This window comes from Cytophaga aurantiaca DSM 3654, from assembly GCF_000379725.1.
GTDB classification, from domain to species: Bacteria; Bacteroidota; Bacteroidia; order Cytophagales; family Cytophagaceae; genus Cytophaga; species Cytophaga aurantiaca.
In genome coordinates this window covers 164851-179764 of sequence record NZ_KB903620.1, presented here as the reverse complement: position 1 = coordinate 179764, position 14914 = coordinate 164851, and the positions used below count along the sequence as shown (strand labels likewise).

General features: G+C 38.3%; 8 protein-coding genes. 3 read left to right on the top strand and 5 right to left on the bottom strand.

From position 1 onward, the window contains the following. The 4 genes from A3EE_RS0100865 to A3EE_RS0100850 are packed head-to-tail and all read right to left on the bottom strand — an operon-like array spanning position 1 to position 4282. A complete protein-coding gene (locus A3EE_RS0100865) occupies positions 1-801 on the bottom strand; it encodes a carbohydrate deacetylase (RefSeq protein WP_018341527.1) in 801 nt (266 codons plus the stop codon). Next, positions 779-1762: a glycosyltransferase family 2 protein gene (locus tag A3EE_RS0100860; RefSeq protein ID WP_033417399.1), complete on the bottom strand. Its 984-nt coding sequence runs from the start codon at positions 1760-1762 to the stop codon at positions 779-781. The genes A3EE_RS0100865 and A3EE_RS0100860 overlap by 23 nt, the downstream gene beginning before the upstream one ends. Before the next feature lie 4 nt (positions 1763-1766). Continuing rightward, a complete protein-coding gene (locus A3EE_RS19810) occupies positions 1767-2630 on the bottom strand; it encodes a lysylphosphatidylglycerol synthase transmembrane domain-containing protein (protein ID WP_018341525.1) in 864 nt (287 codons plus the stop codon). Further along, the gene (locus A3EE_RS0100850) at positions 2627-4282 is read right to left on the bottom strand and encodes an ArnT family glycosyltransferase (protein WP_157446820.1); all 1656 of its coding nucleotides are present in this window, start codon (positions 4280-4282) and stop codon (positions 2627-2629) included. Before A3EE_RS0100850 ends, A3EE_RS19810 begins: the two co-directional genes overlap by 4 nt. 221 nt (positions 4283-4503) lie before the next feature. Between A3EE_RS0100850 and A3EE_RS0100845 the strand changes: the two genes are divergently transcribed. Continuing rightward, complete coding sequence (locus A3EE_RS0100845; protein WP_018341523.1) at positions 4504-5400, top strand: HAMP domain-containing histidine kinase; 897 nt, start codon at positions 4504-4506, stop codon at positions 5398-5400. Between the two features lie 101 nt (positions 5401-5501). Here A3EE_RS0100845 and A3EE_RS0100840 read toward each other — a convergent pair whose 3' ends face one another. Next, positions 5502-8315: a CHAT domain-containing protein gene (locus A3EE_RS0100840; protein WP_018341522.1), complete on the bottom strand. Its 2814-nt coding sequence runs from the start codon at positions 8313-8315 to the stop codon at positions 5502-5504. A gap of 409 nt (positions 8316-8724) precedes the next feature. Here A3EE_RS0100840 and gltB point away from each other — a divergent pair, with 409 nt between their 5' ends. Both gltB and A3EE_RS0100830 read left to right on the top strand, forming a co-directional pair. Beyond that, complete coding sequence (gene gltB, locus A3EE_RS0100835; protein WP_018341521.1) at positions 8725-13263, top strand: glutamate synthase large subunit; 4539 nt, start codon at positions 8725-8727, stop codon at positions 13261-13263. Beyond that, the gene (locus A3EE_RS0100830; RefSeq protein ID WP_018341520.1) at positions 13256-14758 is read left to right on the top strand and encodes a glutamate synthase subunit beta; all 1503 of its coding nucleotides are present in this window, start codon (positions 13256-13258) and stop codon (positions 14756-14758) included. Before gltB ends, A3EE_RS0100830 begins: the two co-directional genes overlap by 8 nt. Positions 14759-14914: the final 156 nt, after the last annotated feature.

Here is a 14914-nt window from a genome sequence, read left to right as displayed (position 1 = left end):
TTATAGTTCCTTGTATTGCGATAACTGTATCGGCAATTGTTTTAACAGATCTTCCCAATCTGCATTTTTCAAAAAATTATATTCAGCTTTGCGCTGTAAGTACGAAGTAGATCTGTTTTCAAAACCCGGGTGGCACATCCATTCTATTGTATGATGACTGGAGGATGCAATGCTTTTTAAAATTTCCGGAACCCGATCTTGAAAGGAAATAGTTGTATTCGTAAAATCTGTAATGAGTACGTCCGGATGTTTGAATGCATCAATGTTTTTAGCTGTCAGCAAACAAAATGTTTTAATGATTACTCTGCGCAGATCGTAAACAGAATACGGATTGCAATTTCGGATTCTGGCAATCCCTACTTCAGCTAGTGCTTTTGTAATAAGGTTGCCCAGGAATGGATATTGATGAATATGCTGATGACTATCTGCATGCGTAACAGCAATGCCATGTTCGAGCAAAAAATTATGTTGCAATTTTATTTCATGTAAAACATCTTCGTATAAAATTTCTTTACGAAGACATTTTATAAAGAGATCTTTTGAAGAATAAAAATTGCAATGTTCATCAGTTAAAGAAGAAGGTGTACTACGCAAGGACTTTCCTTCGTTAAGGCATGTGTGTAATCCAATAGAAATAGATGCTCCAGTATTTTTCAAACGTATCAGATCAACTGATTGTACATGATTTGCCAATACCGTTGTATTATGAATTTTGCCCAACCCAACCAATTCAATGATTGCATTTGTTGCATCGTTGTCCCAACCGAAGTCGTCTGCATTAAGAATGAGTTTCTTTGGCATGATTGGGTTTTTTAATAATTGTTCGGATCGTATACGGCGATTTTCTTTTTTGTCCATAATAATTATATACGCCAATCTCAGCAAGTACTCCAATGCTGAGGAACAACAGGCCCATAACAATTAAGAAAGCACTGCTGAAAAATTCTACAAGATATTCTTCTTTGACATTTAAACTGAAAAAGAAATTTCCTATTGAAATGGAAACAACGCCAGCTAAGCCAACAAATGAAAATAAAAAACCGATGCTTCCGAACAATCGGAATGGTTTGTTTAAGTATGAAATGAAAAATTTTAAAAAGATCAGATCTAATAAAACTTTCCAGACCTTATTCATTTTGTAGTTGCTTGTACCATGGGCGCGCTCATGTATGGTGATTGGAATCTCCGTATAACGTATACCTTTACGTGCAACAATAGCACCCATAAACCGATGACTGTCGCCCAATAAATTTGTTTGCGTTAATAAATAAGAACGATATGCTTTATAGGTTGCGCCGAAATAACTCATGTCAACCTGCGCTAATTTGCTGATAACTTTATGCGCTAAAGAAGAGAGTTTTGATTTGAACCATCCATCGGGTCTGGTTTCTTTTGCACCACCAACCAGATCATATCCCTCCTCAATTTTTTGCATGAATCGTGCGATGTCCTTCGGATCGTGCTGTAAGTCACTGTCCATCGCGATAATCACATCGCCTTTCGCTGATTCAAATCCTGCACGTAATGCAAGCGTTTGTCCGTAGTTACCCGCCAGATCTATTCCTTTAACTTCGGGATAGAGCAGCGCCATTTCATAAATTTTTTGATGTGAAAGATCCGCGCTTCCATCATTTATCAATATAATTTCAAATTCATAAGGTAGATTGGATAAAACCTGATGCAGCTGTTTACATAATTCAGGAATATTTTTTTCCTCATTATACACAGGCGCAACTACAGATATTTTTTGTATCACGGGCATGGAGTTAAACATACGTTTTTATTGGATATATCGGCTTGAAAATAAAGTACGAACCGAAAAGTGATACAACTAGTGAAAGGATATAAAATAGCAATCCAATCGCAATAGCTTTTTCTGTATGCAAGTGAAAGTATGTTGATGCAATCATAAAGGTATATTCTCTGGCACCGACTCCACCAATGCTTAATGGAAATAACGAAGCAATAGAAGAGATCAGAAAGACAATGATGTATATCAGTTCGTTGTTCGCAATATCAAGCGCTTTAAGGATGCAATAGGCACATATGCATTGAGACAATTGAACAAATAAGGAGAGCAATTCTGTTTTTAACGAAATAAGCCGATTTGAAATAAATTTTCGAACTAAAAAATGATACAGTACATTTCCGACCAGAACAAGGGCTAACAGCATAACGCTTTGAACCAAACTCAAATAATAAAATGAAAAAACAACAGCAATGTTAACCAATGCAGCCAAGCCGCTTATGCGATCAAGCAAAATGGTAGACGCAATGTTTTTAAGTGGATAGGAATAATCGTTGTGAATTTTAACTGCCTTATATGCATCTCCGCCTATACCGGTAGGAAGGAAAAAATTATAAAACATACCTAATAGATACAGTTTCATATTGTATGCTGTATCTACTTCTGTATGTGCATTTTTTAAAAAATCGTTAAGTCGAACAGATGAAAAATATTTCGAAAGAATAAAAAAAACGATTGCAATGAGAAGCCAAATAAGGTTTGTATGAAAAATGGTATGAATTACTTCATTAAAAGGAACAGTTTTAAATACAATTGCGAGTAGCACAATTGTAAACAAAAGTTTTATAGAAAATTTTACATACGGATTTTTTAAGTACTTCATTTTTTAGCGAGCGCCAATGTTAAACCTTGATGCGTAACTTCAAACAGGAAAATCGTTTTCAATTCATATCGTACTGCATCCAACTGAGTGCAAATATAATACCCCTTCGGCACGTTTTTTCTTTCTCGTATTTTTTCCAGGCGATTTTTTTTCTGATAATATTCAAACGTTGAATCATTTACAACCAAGGTGTCGTTTAAACGTCTTATGATGCCTTCTCTGGGAACAGAATCTATGGAGATAGGCAGGATCTTCTTTTTAAATTTTAGATATTTTTGCGGTGCTATGGCCTTGTAGTTTTGTTCGACTAATGCATGACGTTCTTTGGTCATATAATAAAGCTGATCGTGATTAACGGGAGCGCGATTTAATATAATCAAACGGTCGTTTTTTGTAAGCTCACCAATTTTTTTACCAATCAATCTATTCTTTGACTCCGGAGCTTCTTTTTCCCGCAATGGAAGTATGTAAAAATTAAATGTGATTCGGACAAGTATCAATGCAATCACAATTGATAAAATTCCGGGGAATGAATAGCGGTAGTTAAAGAAAAGATAAATACCAATGAGAGTAATCAGTCCTACGGTTATAAATTCTTTGTGTTCGATAAAAGAAAAACGTTCTATAAAATTTAACGCGATTAACATTACAACAAGTAGGATACCAATAAGCAATGCAATTGCTTTTATTATTTTTTCAGAAAGAGTTGAACGGTATTTTTCATACATATAAAATGCTATCGTAAAAAACATAGGAAGAAACATGAATAAATAGCGTGCACGTGTTTCGGATGAGATCCAGTAGAGCCAGATATTTGAGACAATGAACACAAGACTCAGCAAAACAAATTCATTTTCTTTTAAAATGCTCCAAGTATTTTTTCTGAAGACAAATACTATTAAAAAGCTCAGAGGTGCAAAATCTAAAATGAATTGAACCGGAAACTGCACTAAATGAATCAATGAATCAGATATCTCTGTAGCAAGCGGTGTGCGCTGAGAAGACTGACTTACAATATTGGTGAAGAGGGTTGATGTGTTAGCATAAGTGCCATATTCGTAATAATAAATTGCTGTAAATAAAAAGAAGACTGCAATGCCTGTCAAATGATTAAGAGATAGTAGCGATTTAATTTTATTTCGATAAAGGCATACTGCAAGCAGGGTACACCCCTGAAAGCTTAATGCGGGCAATCCTTTTAAAAAGAATGCCAAGAGACAAAGCAAATATGATACAATAAAAAAGTATAACGATAAAGGTTTCCTTGATTGAATGAACATCCAATAGGTATTCAGCACAATAAATAACGAGAACAACGGATCAATGTAAGCCATCATCGAATCGTAAAATAAGATTCTGCCGCAGGTTAAAAATGCAAGGCTACTCCATAAAGCAACTTTTTTATTTATTTCTTTTGAGATGATTACGTAATGGGTAATGGCAATTATAAAGAGAGGGATTATAGAGATGAGTCGCAGATGCCATTCTTTATAGTCTTTGATCAGATACATAGCACCTGCCAGGATCCAATTGAAGAGCGGAGGTTTATTCAGGTAGGCTTCATTGCCAAGAGTCGGAAAAATATAATTGTTTCGCAGCAGCATTTCCAGAGAAACCAACGCTCTTGTTGGCTCATCTGCTAAAAGCGGCATTAGTCCCAAATTTTGATTAAATACAATAAAAAGTACTGAAAGTGTGAGAACAAATATATTATCTTCTTGAGATTTTAACGCTTGCATAGATTCAAAGGTAGATATATTTGCATGGATGTTCCCTTCTATAATATTACTAATTTTTAACCAAATTTTTATGATTTGATTATGAACGGTATTTATTTGATTCTTCGTAAATTGTATTGCATTAGATAATAGTTATGACTGAAAAGCGCATCGAAGATTTTTTCTTAAAAACAATTCTCAGAATTTCTTTTGTGGGAGTTTTACTTATTGTAGCTGTAGACTTATTGTTTATGAGTTCAGATGATTTTTTAGGTTTTGGAGGTTTAGTAGACATAGGTATTTTAACAAGTATTGCCATTGGAATGGTTTTACACAAATGGGGCTATTATTTTTTAGCACTTATTATCCCCCTTTCATTTTCAGCATTAGCATTGCTGGGTATTAGCATTGCGTATTCTCAAAGTATTACTACAGCTATGATTGCATTAGTGGTAGTTGGCTTTTCAATTTCAATTTTATTAAAGAGCGCAATTAAAAATTGGATACATGCTTTTATTTATACAGGCATGTTTATTGTATCCATATATCATATTTCGAATATTTCATTTTATAAATATGATAATGTAAACCAGGTTATCATAAATTTCACAGCATACTTTATGGTATACTTGATCATAACCTGTTCGGCAGGTACATTAAAAAATAAGTATGATTCGATTACATTAGAACTAAAAGAAAAAAATATCAAATTATTGGAACAGACTGTTCTGATGGTGCACCAGAATAATGAATTGGTTGAAAGCAGAAATGAATTAAATGAAATCAATCAAAATCTTGAAAGTATTGTTGAGCAACGAACCAATAACGTAAAACAGAAAAACGAATATCTGATTAAGTATGCATACACCAACGCACATCACGTGAGAGGACCGTTAGCAAGAATTTTGGGTCTCTTGCAATTGGCTAAACTGGATGGAGAAACAGATTATCTTTTTTTGTTTGATAAGATTGATTACGAAGCAAAAGAAATTGATGTTGTTCTTAAGACCATCAATAAAGAGCTGGAAGAAGGACAGGATGTTTTCTTTTGAACATGATATATATATTAAGAAATAAATTAAATGCACTGATAGATTCAGTTCATCCTAAGACCTCATCCCCAGCCCTTCTCCTTCAGGAGAAGGGCGCTTTTTTATTGTATCAATACAAAAGCACCCCAATAATACGGATCCTTGTATAACGCTTTAAGTTCGGCCTGCGCTGCCTTGAATGCTTTTTGTTTATTGTTTAACAATAAATAATTCTTGTAGAAGCTTGTCATTAATTTTTGAGTTGCTTCATCATTCACTTTCCATAAACTCATTATCAGTGCATCTGCGCCTGCAACAAGGAATGCGCGCTGCAGACCGTAAACACCTTCACCGTTCTTAACGTCTCCCAAACCTGTTTCGCAGGCACTTATAATTGCAATTTCAGTCTTGTCTAAATTCAGGTTCATTACTTCATAGGCGGTAAGAATTCCAAATTCAGATGTTCCATCCATTGCAGCTTCTGCATTCGACATTAACAAACCTGAACGCAGCATCGGATTGAGTGCAGAACGTTCGGTTTCAATGCCCATTGTTTTTTCTTCGCCCCCTGCTTCTGCTATGAAAAAACCATGCGTAGCGATATGAAGAATTTTAGGATTGGAAACTTTCCGTATGTTTTGTTCGCTGGCTTCAGCCTGTACAAAACTCGTTACTTTATATCCTTTTACCGTTAAGGCTGTTTTTATTGTTTCGAGTTCAAGTTTTGTTCCCGGCAGAGGTGCCACACTTCCGGATGTTCCAAATAAAGGATTCCCTATTAACGTTGCTGTCAGAGCAGCCTGACTTGGTGTTTCAGACTTTAATTTTATAATGTCTTTTGAATTTGACACCAATAAAAAATTCTTCTTATCAAATAAATAACTTCCATCACTCATGCGCAGTGTACTGATATTGATCTGGCTGTAGATCCCATCCATAGAAACATAGATGGATTTTTTAGCACCTAAAGATTTATCAATTTCCTGCCAGTATTGAGCATAGGAATATTCATCTGCAGTTTTACTTTTTATTGAATTTCGATAATAAGCGAGGTAGCGTTTCTCTAACTGATTACCGTTTTTTAAAACGACAAATTGCGGTGTGATAGATTCTTTGGTCAATACAAGTGCACCATAATAAATGGTATCCGTAACTTCTTTATTAAATTTTGTAATGTGAATCAATTCCACGACTGCATCTTCTGTACTTAAAACAGCTTGTACATCTTTCCATGTGATGGTCTTCGTTGTATAACCTGATCGGAAGATACTTGACTTTGCTGATAGGTTTTTCTCTTTTGTATTTGTTGAATTTTCAATCGAATCCAGATTAATCTTTTGTTCTGCCAGATCAGATTTTGACATTCCATACAGACGTGAAAGATATTCTTTCGAATCCAGCCACTCCTGATATTCCTGTATTAAAGAGGCATCACTGCTGGAAAGAATCTGCTGACGAATTTTCGTACTTGCATTTAACAACAGCGCCTTCGTTGACAACTGGTATGTATATAATTGTCCCGTTAATTCAGGAATAGATTGATAAGCATCTGCAACAAAGGATGCGTAATGATCAAAGTGCGGATGGATCTTATCCCAAAAACGTGCTTTCTCTGCTTCGCTTAATGCAGAAAAATATTCGTTGATCAGGATCATATCCTGATCCAATACTGTCTGAAAGCCCGACGCAGCAGCTGTGTAGTTTTTTGCTTGCCAATCCAACAAAGCAATAGACTCTTTTGTTTGAAGCGCATCCGGATGTTTGTCGCCCAGAGCAAGAACACGAATGGTTAAGGCTTTATTTAAATTTGTATATGCAGGTGTTTGTTGATTTTGAATGCGGTAATAATTTCCAAGATTGTGCAGCACTCCTGCATAGGAAGGGTGATTCGCTCCGAATTTTTTTAAATAAATGTCCGATGATTTTTTTAGCAGCGCTTCTACTTCCGTAGTCTTCTTCATTAACATGTACAGCTCTGCCTGAAGATTCAATAAATGGGCATAGTCCGGATGGCTCGTTCCTAACTTCTTTTCTTTGATGCTAATGGCTTTTTTATAAATCTCGTCGGCTTTGGTGTATTGTCCCATGCCTTCATAAAGCAGGGCCTGATTAATCAGTAAGCGTTGATAGTTCGTAGATTTCTCCGTCATTACTTCCGAAGCAATTTTGATCGCTTCAGAAAGAAGTTGATCGGCTTGCTGAAAACGTCCCATCTCTTCGTAGAGCATAGCCTGATTGTTTAAGGTAATGGCATAGGCTGCAGATTGTTTGCCCGGGCTTACACTATTTAATTTTATGGCTTGATTTAAAAAAGATTCAGCTTCTGTATATCGGCCCATATCTTTATAAAGCACACCAAGGTTGTTGATGGATGCAGCATAAGCTATGCTTCCTTCGCCTGCTTGTTCTTTGCGCAGTGCGATTGCCTGCTTTTCTAATTCTTCTGCTTTTATATAGCGACCGGTTGTGTGATAGAGCAAGCCAAGGTTTGAGATTACTTTGCTGTAACTTGTTTCACTGGTTAGTGCATTCGCTTCGAATTTTAATTTCGAAGCACGGAAAGCGTTTTCGGCAGAGGTATATTTATTTGAGGCATACATCATTTCCCCAACTTCATTTTCCTGTTCGGCCTGCTGAAGCGGTGTTGAACTTGTACCGTCTGTTTTCTTCAATACATCTGAAAATAATTTTTGATTGCGCAGCCACTTTTCTTCGTTTTCATATAATCCAGCATTGTCGCTTAATGAAATAGCATAATTAAAACTGGTTGTGTCGTATTCGGCTTTACTTTTATCTAATTGCGTAATCAGTAAGTCTTTTGTTTTATTAAGAATCTTGGATGTAGAAACACCGCCAATAGATCCCGGAATTTTCGGAATTTGAGAAAATCCTAAAATTGGAAGTAGGAAGCAGAAAAGTAGAAAATGCCTGTTCATCTCTGATAAAATTTAGATTGAATCTAAATTTAACAGGTAATGAGTGGAAAACGCATTAAAAAGCCGTTTTTCAGTCAAAAAAATTACTGAAATTAAAAAGAACATTACATGGAGCCGATTTTCAAACTATTTTAGGTTTCATAAGTTTATTTTTTCGCAAATAATATGTAAATTACAAGTCGATTTCCGCTTTAAACCTACTAAAACAATGTATTCTGGTACTATTCCAAGAATAATTAGGTTGAAGTTTTAGAAAAACCCCGATTCTGAATAAAAACTGAAGATTTTGTAAAAAGGCGATAAGTCAATACAAATGTTGGAAGAACAGAATTTCAAAAAAATTTGTTTAGGGTCTTTAAAGCAATAACAACATAGTATCTGTTCTAATAATAATATAACAATAGCGTAGATGAGAGAGAACAATCAAACCGGCCTGTACGATTCTAGTTTCGAGCATGATTCATGCGGAATTGGTTTCGTAGCCAACCTGAAAGGCAGAAAATCTCATGAAACAGTTGCAAATGCCCTACATATGCTTGAGCGTATGGAACACCGTGGTGCTTGCGGTTGCGAGACTAATACCGGCGATGGTGCTGGTATCCTTCTTCAGGTTCCCCACGAATTTTTCGTGGATGAATGTGTCAAGAGTGGCATTAAGTTGCCAGCCTTTGGCGAGTATGGTGTCGGTATGTTATTCTTACCCAAGGATGAGAAGCTGAAGGAAGAGTGCAAGAAGATCTTGAGCCGTCAGGCAGAAAAGCTTGGCTTAGCGGTTTTAGGCTATAGACTTGTTCCTACAGACGGTTCAATGATGGGCGACAGCGCAATTGCTGTTGAACCTTCCGTTGAGCAATTCTTTGTTAAGCGTCCGGATAGTGTTAAAGATGTAGAAACATTCGAAAGAAAGTTATATGTGCTTCGTAACTATGCTACACGTATTGTTAAAGAAACATTAAATAACGAGGTAGTGAATCAGCGTTTTTATTTCGCTTCATTCTCTTCCAGAACAATCATATATAAAGGTCAGTTGATGACTGCTCAGGTAAAACAGTTTTACCTGGATCTGCAAAGACCTGAAATGGTTTCAGCATTAGCAGTTGTTCACTCACGTTTCTCTACCAATACATTCCCGTCATTTAAGTTGGCGCAGCCTTTCCGTTACATCGCACACAATGGTGAGATCAACACGGTAAAAGGTAACGTAAACTGGATTCGTGCACAGGAAGCATTATTAACTTCTACTGTATTTACAAAAGAAGAAATTGAAATGCTGTTGCCGATCTGTGATCCGGGCAACTCAGATTCAGCACACTTAGATAACGTAATTGAATTACTTGTATTAAGCGGTCGTTATTTACCACACGTAATGATGATGCTTGTACCTGAAGCATGGGACGGCAACGAGTCTATGTCTGAAGTAAAACATGCGTTCTACGAATACCACGCTGCAATGATGGAGCCTTGGGATGGTCCGGCTTCGATCTCATTCACGAATGGTAAAATTGTAGGTGCTACATTGGATCGTAACGGTCTTCGCCCTTCACGTTGGTGCTTATTAGATGATGATACGGTGATCATGGCATCTGAAGTTGGTGTTATCGATGTAGATCCTTCTAAAGTAGTTACAAAAGGTCGTTTACAGCCTGGTAAAATGTTCGTTGCTGATTTAGAGCAAGGACGTATCATCAGTGATGAAGAACTTAAAAATGATATTTGTACACGCAAACCTTACGGTGAGTGGTTAAAAAACAAAATCAAATTAAGTGAGCAGCCTGAACCACAAATCATATACAATCAGCCGGATGCTGCAGCCTTGTTGAAAAAACAACAAGTGTTTGGTTATTCGTCTGAAGATTTACGTGTGATCATCGGTGAAATTGCAACAACAGCCTACGAGCCGCTTGGTTCAATGGGTATAGATGCTCCGCTTGCAATCTTGTCTGATCAGGCGATGCACTTGTCTGCCTACTTCAAACAATTGTTTGCGCAGGTAACAAACCCGCCAATTGATCCGATCCGTGAGCGTATGGTTATGTCGCTTGTATCGTATGTAGGTGGTTCGTTAAACTTATTGGATGAATCTCCATACCACTGTCGTATGGTTGAGTTACACCAGCCGGTTTTAACAAACAACGATTTAGAAAAACTTCGTCAGATCGATGATAAACATTTCCAGACAAAAGCGTTGGAAATAACTTTCAAAGCAGACGAAATGCCGGGCAGCTTAGAAAAAGCATTGACTCGCATCTGTAAGTATGCTTCAGATGCTGTGAATGATGGCTACTCTATTATATTATTAACGGATCGTAAAGTTGATAGCGGTCACACACCAATTCCTTCGTTATTAGCAACTGCTGCTGTACACCATCACTTAATTCGTGAAGGTCAGCGTGGTAAAGTTGGTATCGTGGTAGAGTGCGGAGATGCATGGGAAGTACATCACTTTGCAACATTGATCGGTTACGGTGCTTCTGCAATTAACCCGTACTTAGCATTTGAAACTGTAATTGGAATGAAACGCAGCGGCGAACTTCAAACGGAGTTGGCTGAAGAGAAGTTGATCTACAATTACATCAAAGCTGTTGACAATGGGTTGTTGAAAGTATTCTCTAAAATGGGAATCTCTACACTTCAGTCTTACCAAGGCGCTCAGATCTTCGAAGCATTGGGTATCAGCACAGAAGTTATTGAGAAATACTTTACAAATACCGTTTCAAGAATCGGTGGTTTATCCTTAGATGGCATCGCAAAAGAAGCGTTGATCAAACACGCACAAGCATATCCGAAAGTACCTGTACCGCGTCCGAAATTGGAAGTGGGTGGTATCTACCAATGGAAACGTCGTGGTGAATTCCACTTGTTCAATCCGCAAACGATCCACTTGTTACAACAAGCGTGTCGCAAAGGGGATTATCAGGTATTCAAGAAATATTCAAACCTGATCGATGATCAGAGTGTGAAAGCAATCACATTACGTGGTTTATTGAAATTTAAACAAACAAGAGAATCTATATCGATCGATGAAGTAGAGCCGGCAGCAAACATCTACAAACGTTTTGCTACAGGTGCAATGTCATTCGGTTCTATTTCTCACGAAGCGCACTCTACACTTGCAATTGCGATGAACCGCATCGGTGGTAAATCAAATTCAGGTGAAGGTGGTGAAGATGAAATTCGTTTTGATCGCAAGCCAAACGGCGATTGGGAGCGTTCTGCAATTAAGCAGGTAGCTTCAGGTCGTTTTGGTGTTACAAGTTACTACTTGGCAAATGCCGATGAGTTGCAGATCAAAATGGCACAAGGCGCAAAGCCAGGTGAAGGTGGACAGTTACCAGGCCACAAAGTGGATGACTGGATCGGTCGTGTACGTCACTCTACGCCGGGTGTAGGTTTGATTTCTCCTCCTCCGCATCACGATATTTATTCGATTGAAGATTTAGCACAATTGATTTTCGATTTGAAAAACTCAAATCCGAAAGCACGTGTAAGTGTTAAGTTAGTGTCTGAAGCAGGTGTTGGTACAATTGCAGCAGGTGTTAGTAAAGCACACGCGGATTTAGTATTGATCGCTGGTTACGATGGTGGAACAGGAGCTTCTCCGATCAGTTCTATTCGTCACGCAGGTTTACCTTGGGAACTTGGTTTAGCTGAAGCGCATCAGACATTGGTTAAAAATAAATTAAGAAGTCGTATCACGGTTCAGTCCGATGGACAGATCCGTACCGGTAAAGATTTAGTAGTAGCAGCTTTATTAGGTGCTGAAGAATTTGGTGTTGCAACTGCAGCGCTTGTTTCTGTAGGTTGTATCATGATGCGTAAGTGTCACTTGAATACATGCCCGGTAGGTGTTGCTACACAGAATAAAGAGCTTCGTGCATTATTCAGCGGTGAGCCTGAACACGTAGTGAACATGTTTACGTTCCTTGCAGAAGAAATGAGAGAGATCATGGCTGAGCTTGGTTACAAAACAGTTGACGAAATGGTTGGTCAGGTTCAGAACTTAGAAAAACGTACGGACATCAATCACTGGAAATTCAAAGATCTTGACTTAAGCAAAATCTTATACAAAGAAGAAGCTGGTCCGGAAGTTGGATTATACAAAACGGAAGAACAGGATCACGGCATGGATGCCATCCTTGATATCACGCTTGTACGCGATGCAAAAGCTGCTTTAGAAAATAAAACTCCTGTTAAAGGCGAATATAAAATTGAAAACATTGATCGTTCTGCGGGTACGATGTTGTCTTATGAAGTGTCTACAAGACACAAAGGACAAGGCTTACCGGATGCAACGATTCAATATAAATTCAATGGTTCTGCAGGACAAAGTTTTGGTGGTTTCTTAGCACCAGGTATACAGTTTGAATTAGAAGGTGAAGCGAATGATTATTGGGGTAAAGGTTTATCCGGTGGTCGTTTGATCTTGTATCCTTCGAAACAAGCAAAGTTCAAACCAAGTGAAAACATCATCGTTGGTAACGTAGCATTCTATGGCGCTACAAATGGTGAGTCATACATCCGCGGACAAGCTGGTGAACGTTTCTGTGTACGTAACTCAGGAGCGAAAGCAGTTGTTGAAGGTGTCGGTGATCACGGTTGTGAATACATGACAGGTGGTATGGCTGTGATCTTAGGAGAAACAGGCCGTAACTTCGCAGCAGGTATGAGTGGTGGTGTTGCTTATGTGTATGACAAAGCAAGAACATTCCCGGCACGTTGCAACATGGAGATGATCGAGTTTGATGTGCTGGATGCAGAAGACAACCAGGCGTTGAAAACAATGATCGAAAACCATTTGAAATATACAGGTAGCGATGTAGCGCAGTCTATCCTTAGCAATTGGGATAATGCAGTGAAGGATTTCGTTAAAGTAATGCCTTCAGATTACAAAGCAGTTTTGTTAAAAAGAAAAAGTCAAGGAAATAAGGAGGCCGTAATCAATGGGTAAACCAACCGGGTTCATGGAATTCGCTAGAGAATTGCCAGGAAAAAGAGATCCAAAAGCACGTCTTACAGACTACAAAGAACTCTATTTAGATTTCTCTGCAACGCAAATAAAAAATCAGGCTGCACGCTGCATGAACTGCGGTGTACCGTTCTGTCACAGCGGTTGTCCGCTGGGTAACATCATACCTGAATTCAACGATGCGGTATACAGAAACGATTGGGAAGAAGCTGCAGAGATCTTATTCTCTACAAACAATTTCCCTGAGTTTACAGGAAGAATTTGTCCTGCACCATGTGAAGCATCTTGTGTACTTGGAATCAACAAACCGCCTGTAACGATCGAGAACATCGAGAAGAGCATTGTTGAAACTGCATTTGAAAAAGGTATCTTAAAAGCAAACCCTCCGAAGAAACGTACTGGTAAAACAGTTGCGGTTGTAGGTTCTGGTCCTGCTGGTTTGGCTGCTGCTGCTCAATTGAACAGCGCCGGTCACACAGTAACGGTATTCGAACGTGCTGATCAGGTAGGTGGTTTATTGCGTTACGGTATTCCGGATTTCAAATTGGAGAAATGGGTAATCGACCGTCGTATTAAATTGATGGAAGAAGAAGGAATTATCTTCAAAACAAATGCGAACGTTGGCGTTAATATCAAAGCAAAAGATATCGTTAAAGATTTTGATGCAGTTGTATTAAGCGGTGGTTCAACAGTTGGTCGTGACTTGCCGATCCCGGGAAGACAATTCAAGGGTGTACATTTCGCGATGGAATTTTTGAGTCAGCAAAACAAACGCAACGCCAACATCAAAACTGAAATTGATCATACAGGTGAAGCGTATAAAAACGGCGACTTATTAGCTACTGCTAAAAATGTAGTAGTAATCGGTGGTGGTGATACAGGTTCGGATTGCGTAGGTACTTCAAACCGTCACGGTGCGAAAAGTGTATTGCAATTTGAATTGATGCCAAAACCACCAAGTGATAAAAACGAAACAACACCTTGGCCAAACTGGCCGATGATCTTGCGTACGTCTACTTCGCATGAAGAAGGCTGCGATCGTTTGTGGTCTATTACTACAAAAGAATTCATCGGTGATGCAGAAGGAAACTTAACAGGTTTAAAAATTGCTGAGATGGGCTGGGTAACTGCACCGGACAGCAAGCTTCCGAAGTACCAGGAATTACCGGGTACGGAACGTGTGATTCCATGTGAGTTGACATTGTTAGCGATGGGCTTCTTACATCCACAACATGCAGGCATGCTGAATGAATTGGGTGTAGAATACGACGAGCGCGGCAACATCAAAGCAAATGGCAAGTATCAAACAAACGTAGATAAAGTATTCACAGCAGGTGATATGCGCAGAGGCCAGTCATTGGTAGTTTGGGCAATCTCTGAAGGTCGTGAAGCTGCACGCAACGTAGATCTTTTCTTAATGGGTGCTACAAGCCTTGAAGCGAAAGACCACGGCATGCTGGATACGGTTTATGCGTAAGCAAAAAGTTAAAATTGTATATACTGAAAATGCCCCGAAGAAATTCGGGGCATTTTTTTTGTCAGTCTGGAGTAGGATTTATTCAATTTAAAAAATAAAAATATACAGACAATAGAATGTTTTCTGTACGCCTTTAATGGCGGCAGATTTGTGAGG

What these genes read in the sequence shown, in the direction of transcription:
- A3EE_RS0100865 (WP_018341527.1), bottom strand. Translation starts at nt 801, where the DNA reads ATGCCAAAGAAACTCATTCTTAATGCAGACGACTTCGGTTGGGACAAC.
- A3EE_RS0100860 (WP_033417399.1), bottom strand. Translation starts at nt 1,762, where the DNA reads ATGCCCGTGATACAAAAAATATCTGTAGTTGCGCCTGTGTATAATGAG.
- A3EE_RS19810 (WP_018341525.1), bottom strand. Translation starts at nt 2,630, where the DNA reads ATGAAGTACTTAAAAAATCCGTATGTAAAATTTTCTATAAAACTTTTG.
- A3EE_RS0100850 (WP_157446820.1), bottom strand. Translation starts at nt 4,282, where the DNA reads ATGCCGCTTTTAGCAGATGAGCCAACAAGAGCGTTGGTTTCTCTGGAA.
- A3EE_RS0100845 (WP_018341523.1), top strand. Translation starts at nt 4,504, where the DNA reads ATGACTGAAAAGCGCATCGAAGATTTTTTCTTAAAAACAATTCTCAGA.
- A3EE_RS0100840 (WP_018341522.1), bottom strand. Translation starts at nt 8,315, where the DNA reads ATGAACAGGCATTTTCTACTTTTCTGCTTCCTACTTCCAATTTTAGGA.
- gltB (WP_018341521.1), top strand. Translation starts at nt 8,725, where the DNA reads ATGAGAGAGAACAATCAAACCGGCCTGTACGATTCTAGTTTCGAGCAT.
- A3EE_RS0100830 (WP_018341520.1), top strand. Translation starts at nt 13,256, where the DNA reads ATGGGTAAACCAACCGGGTTCATGGAATTCGCTAGAGAATTGCCAGGA.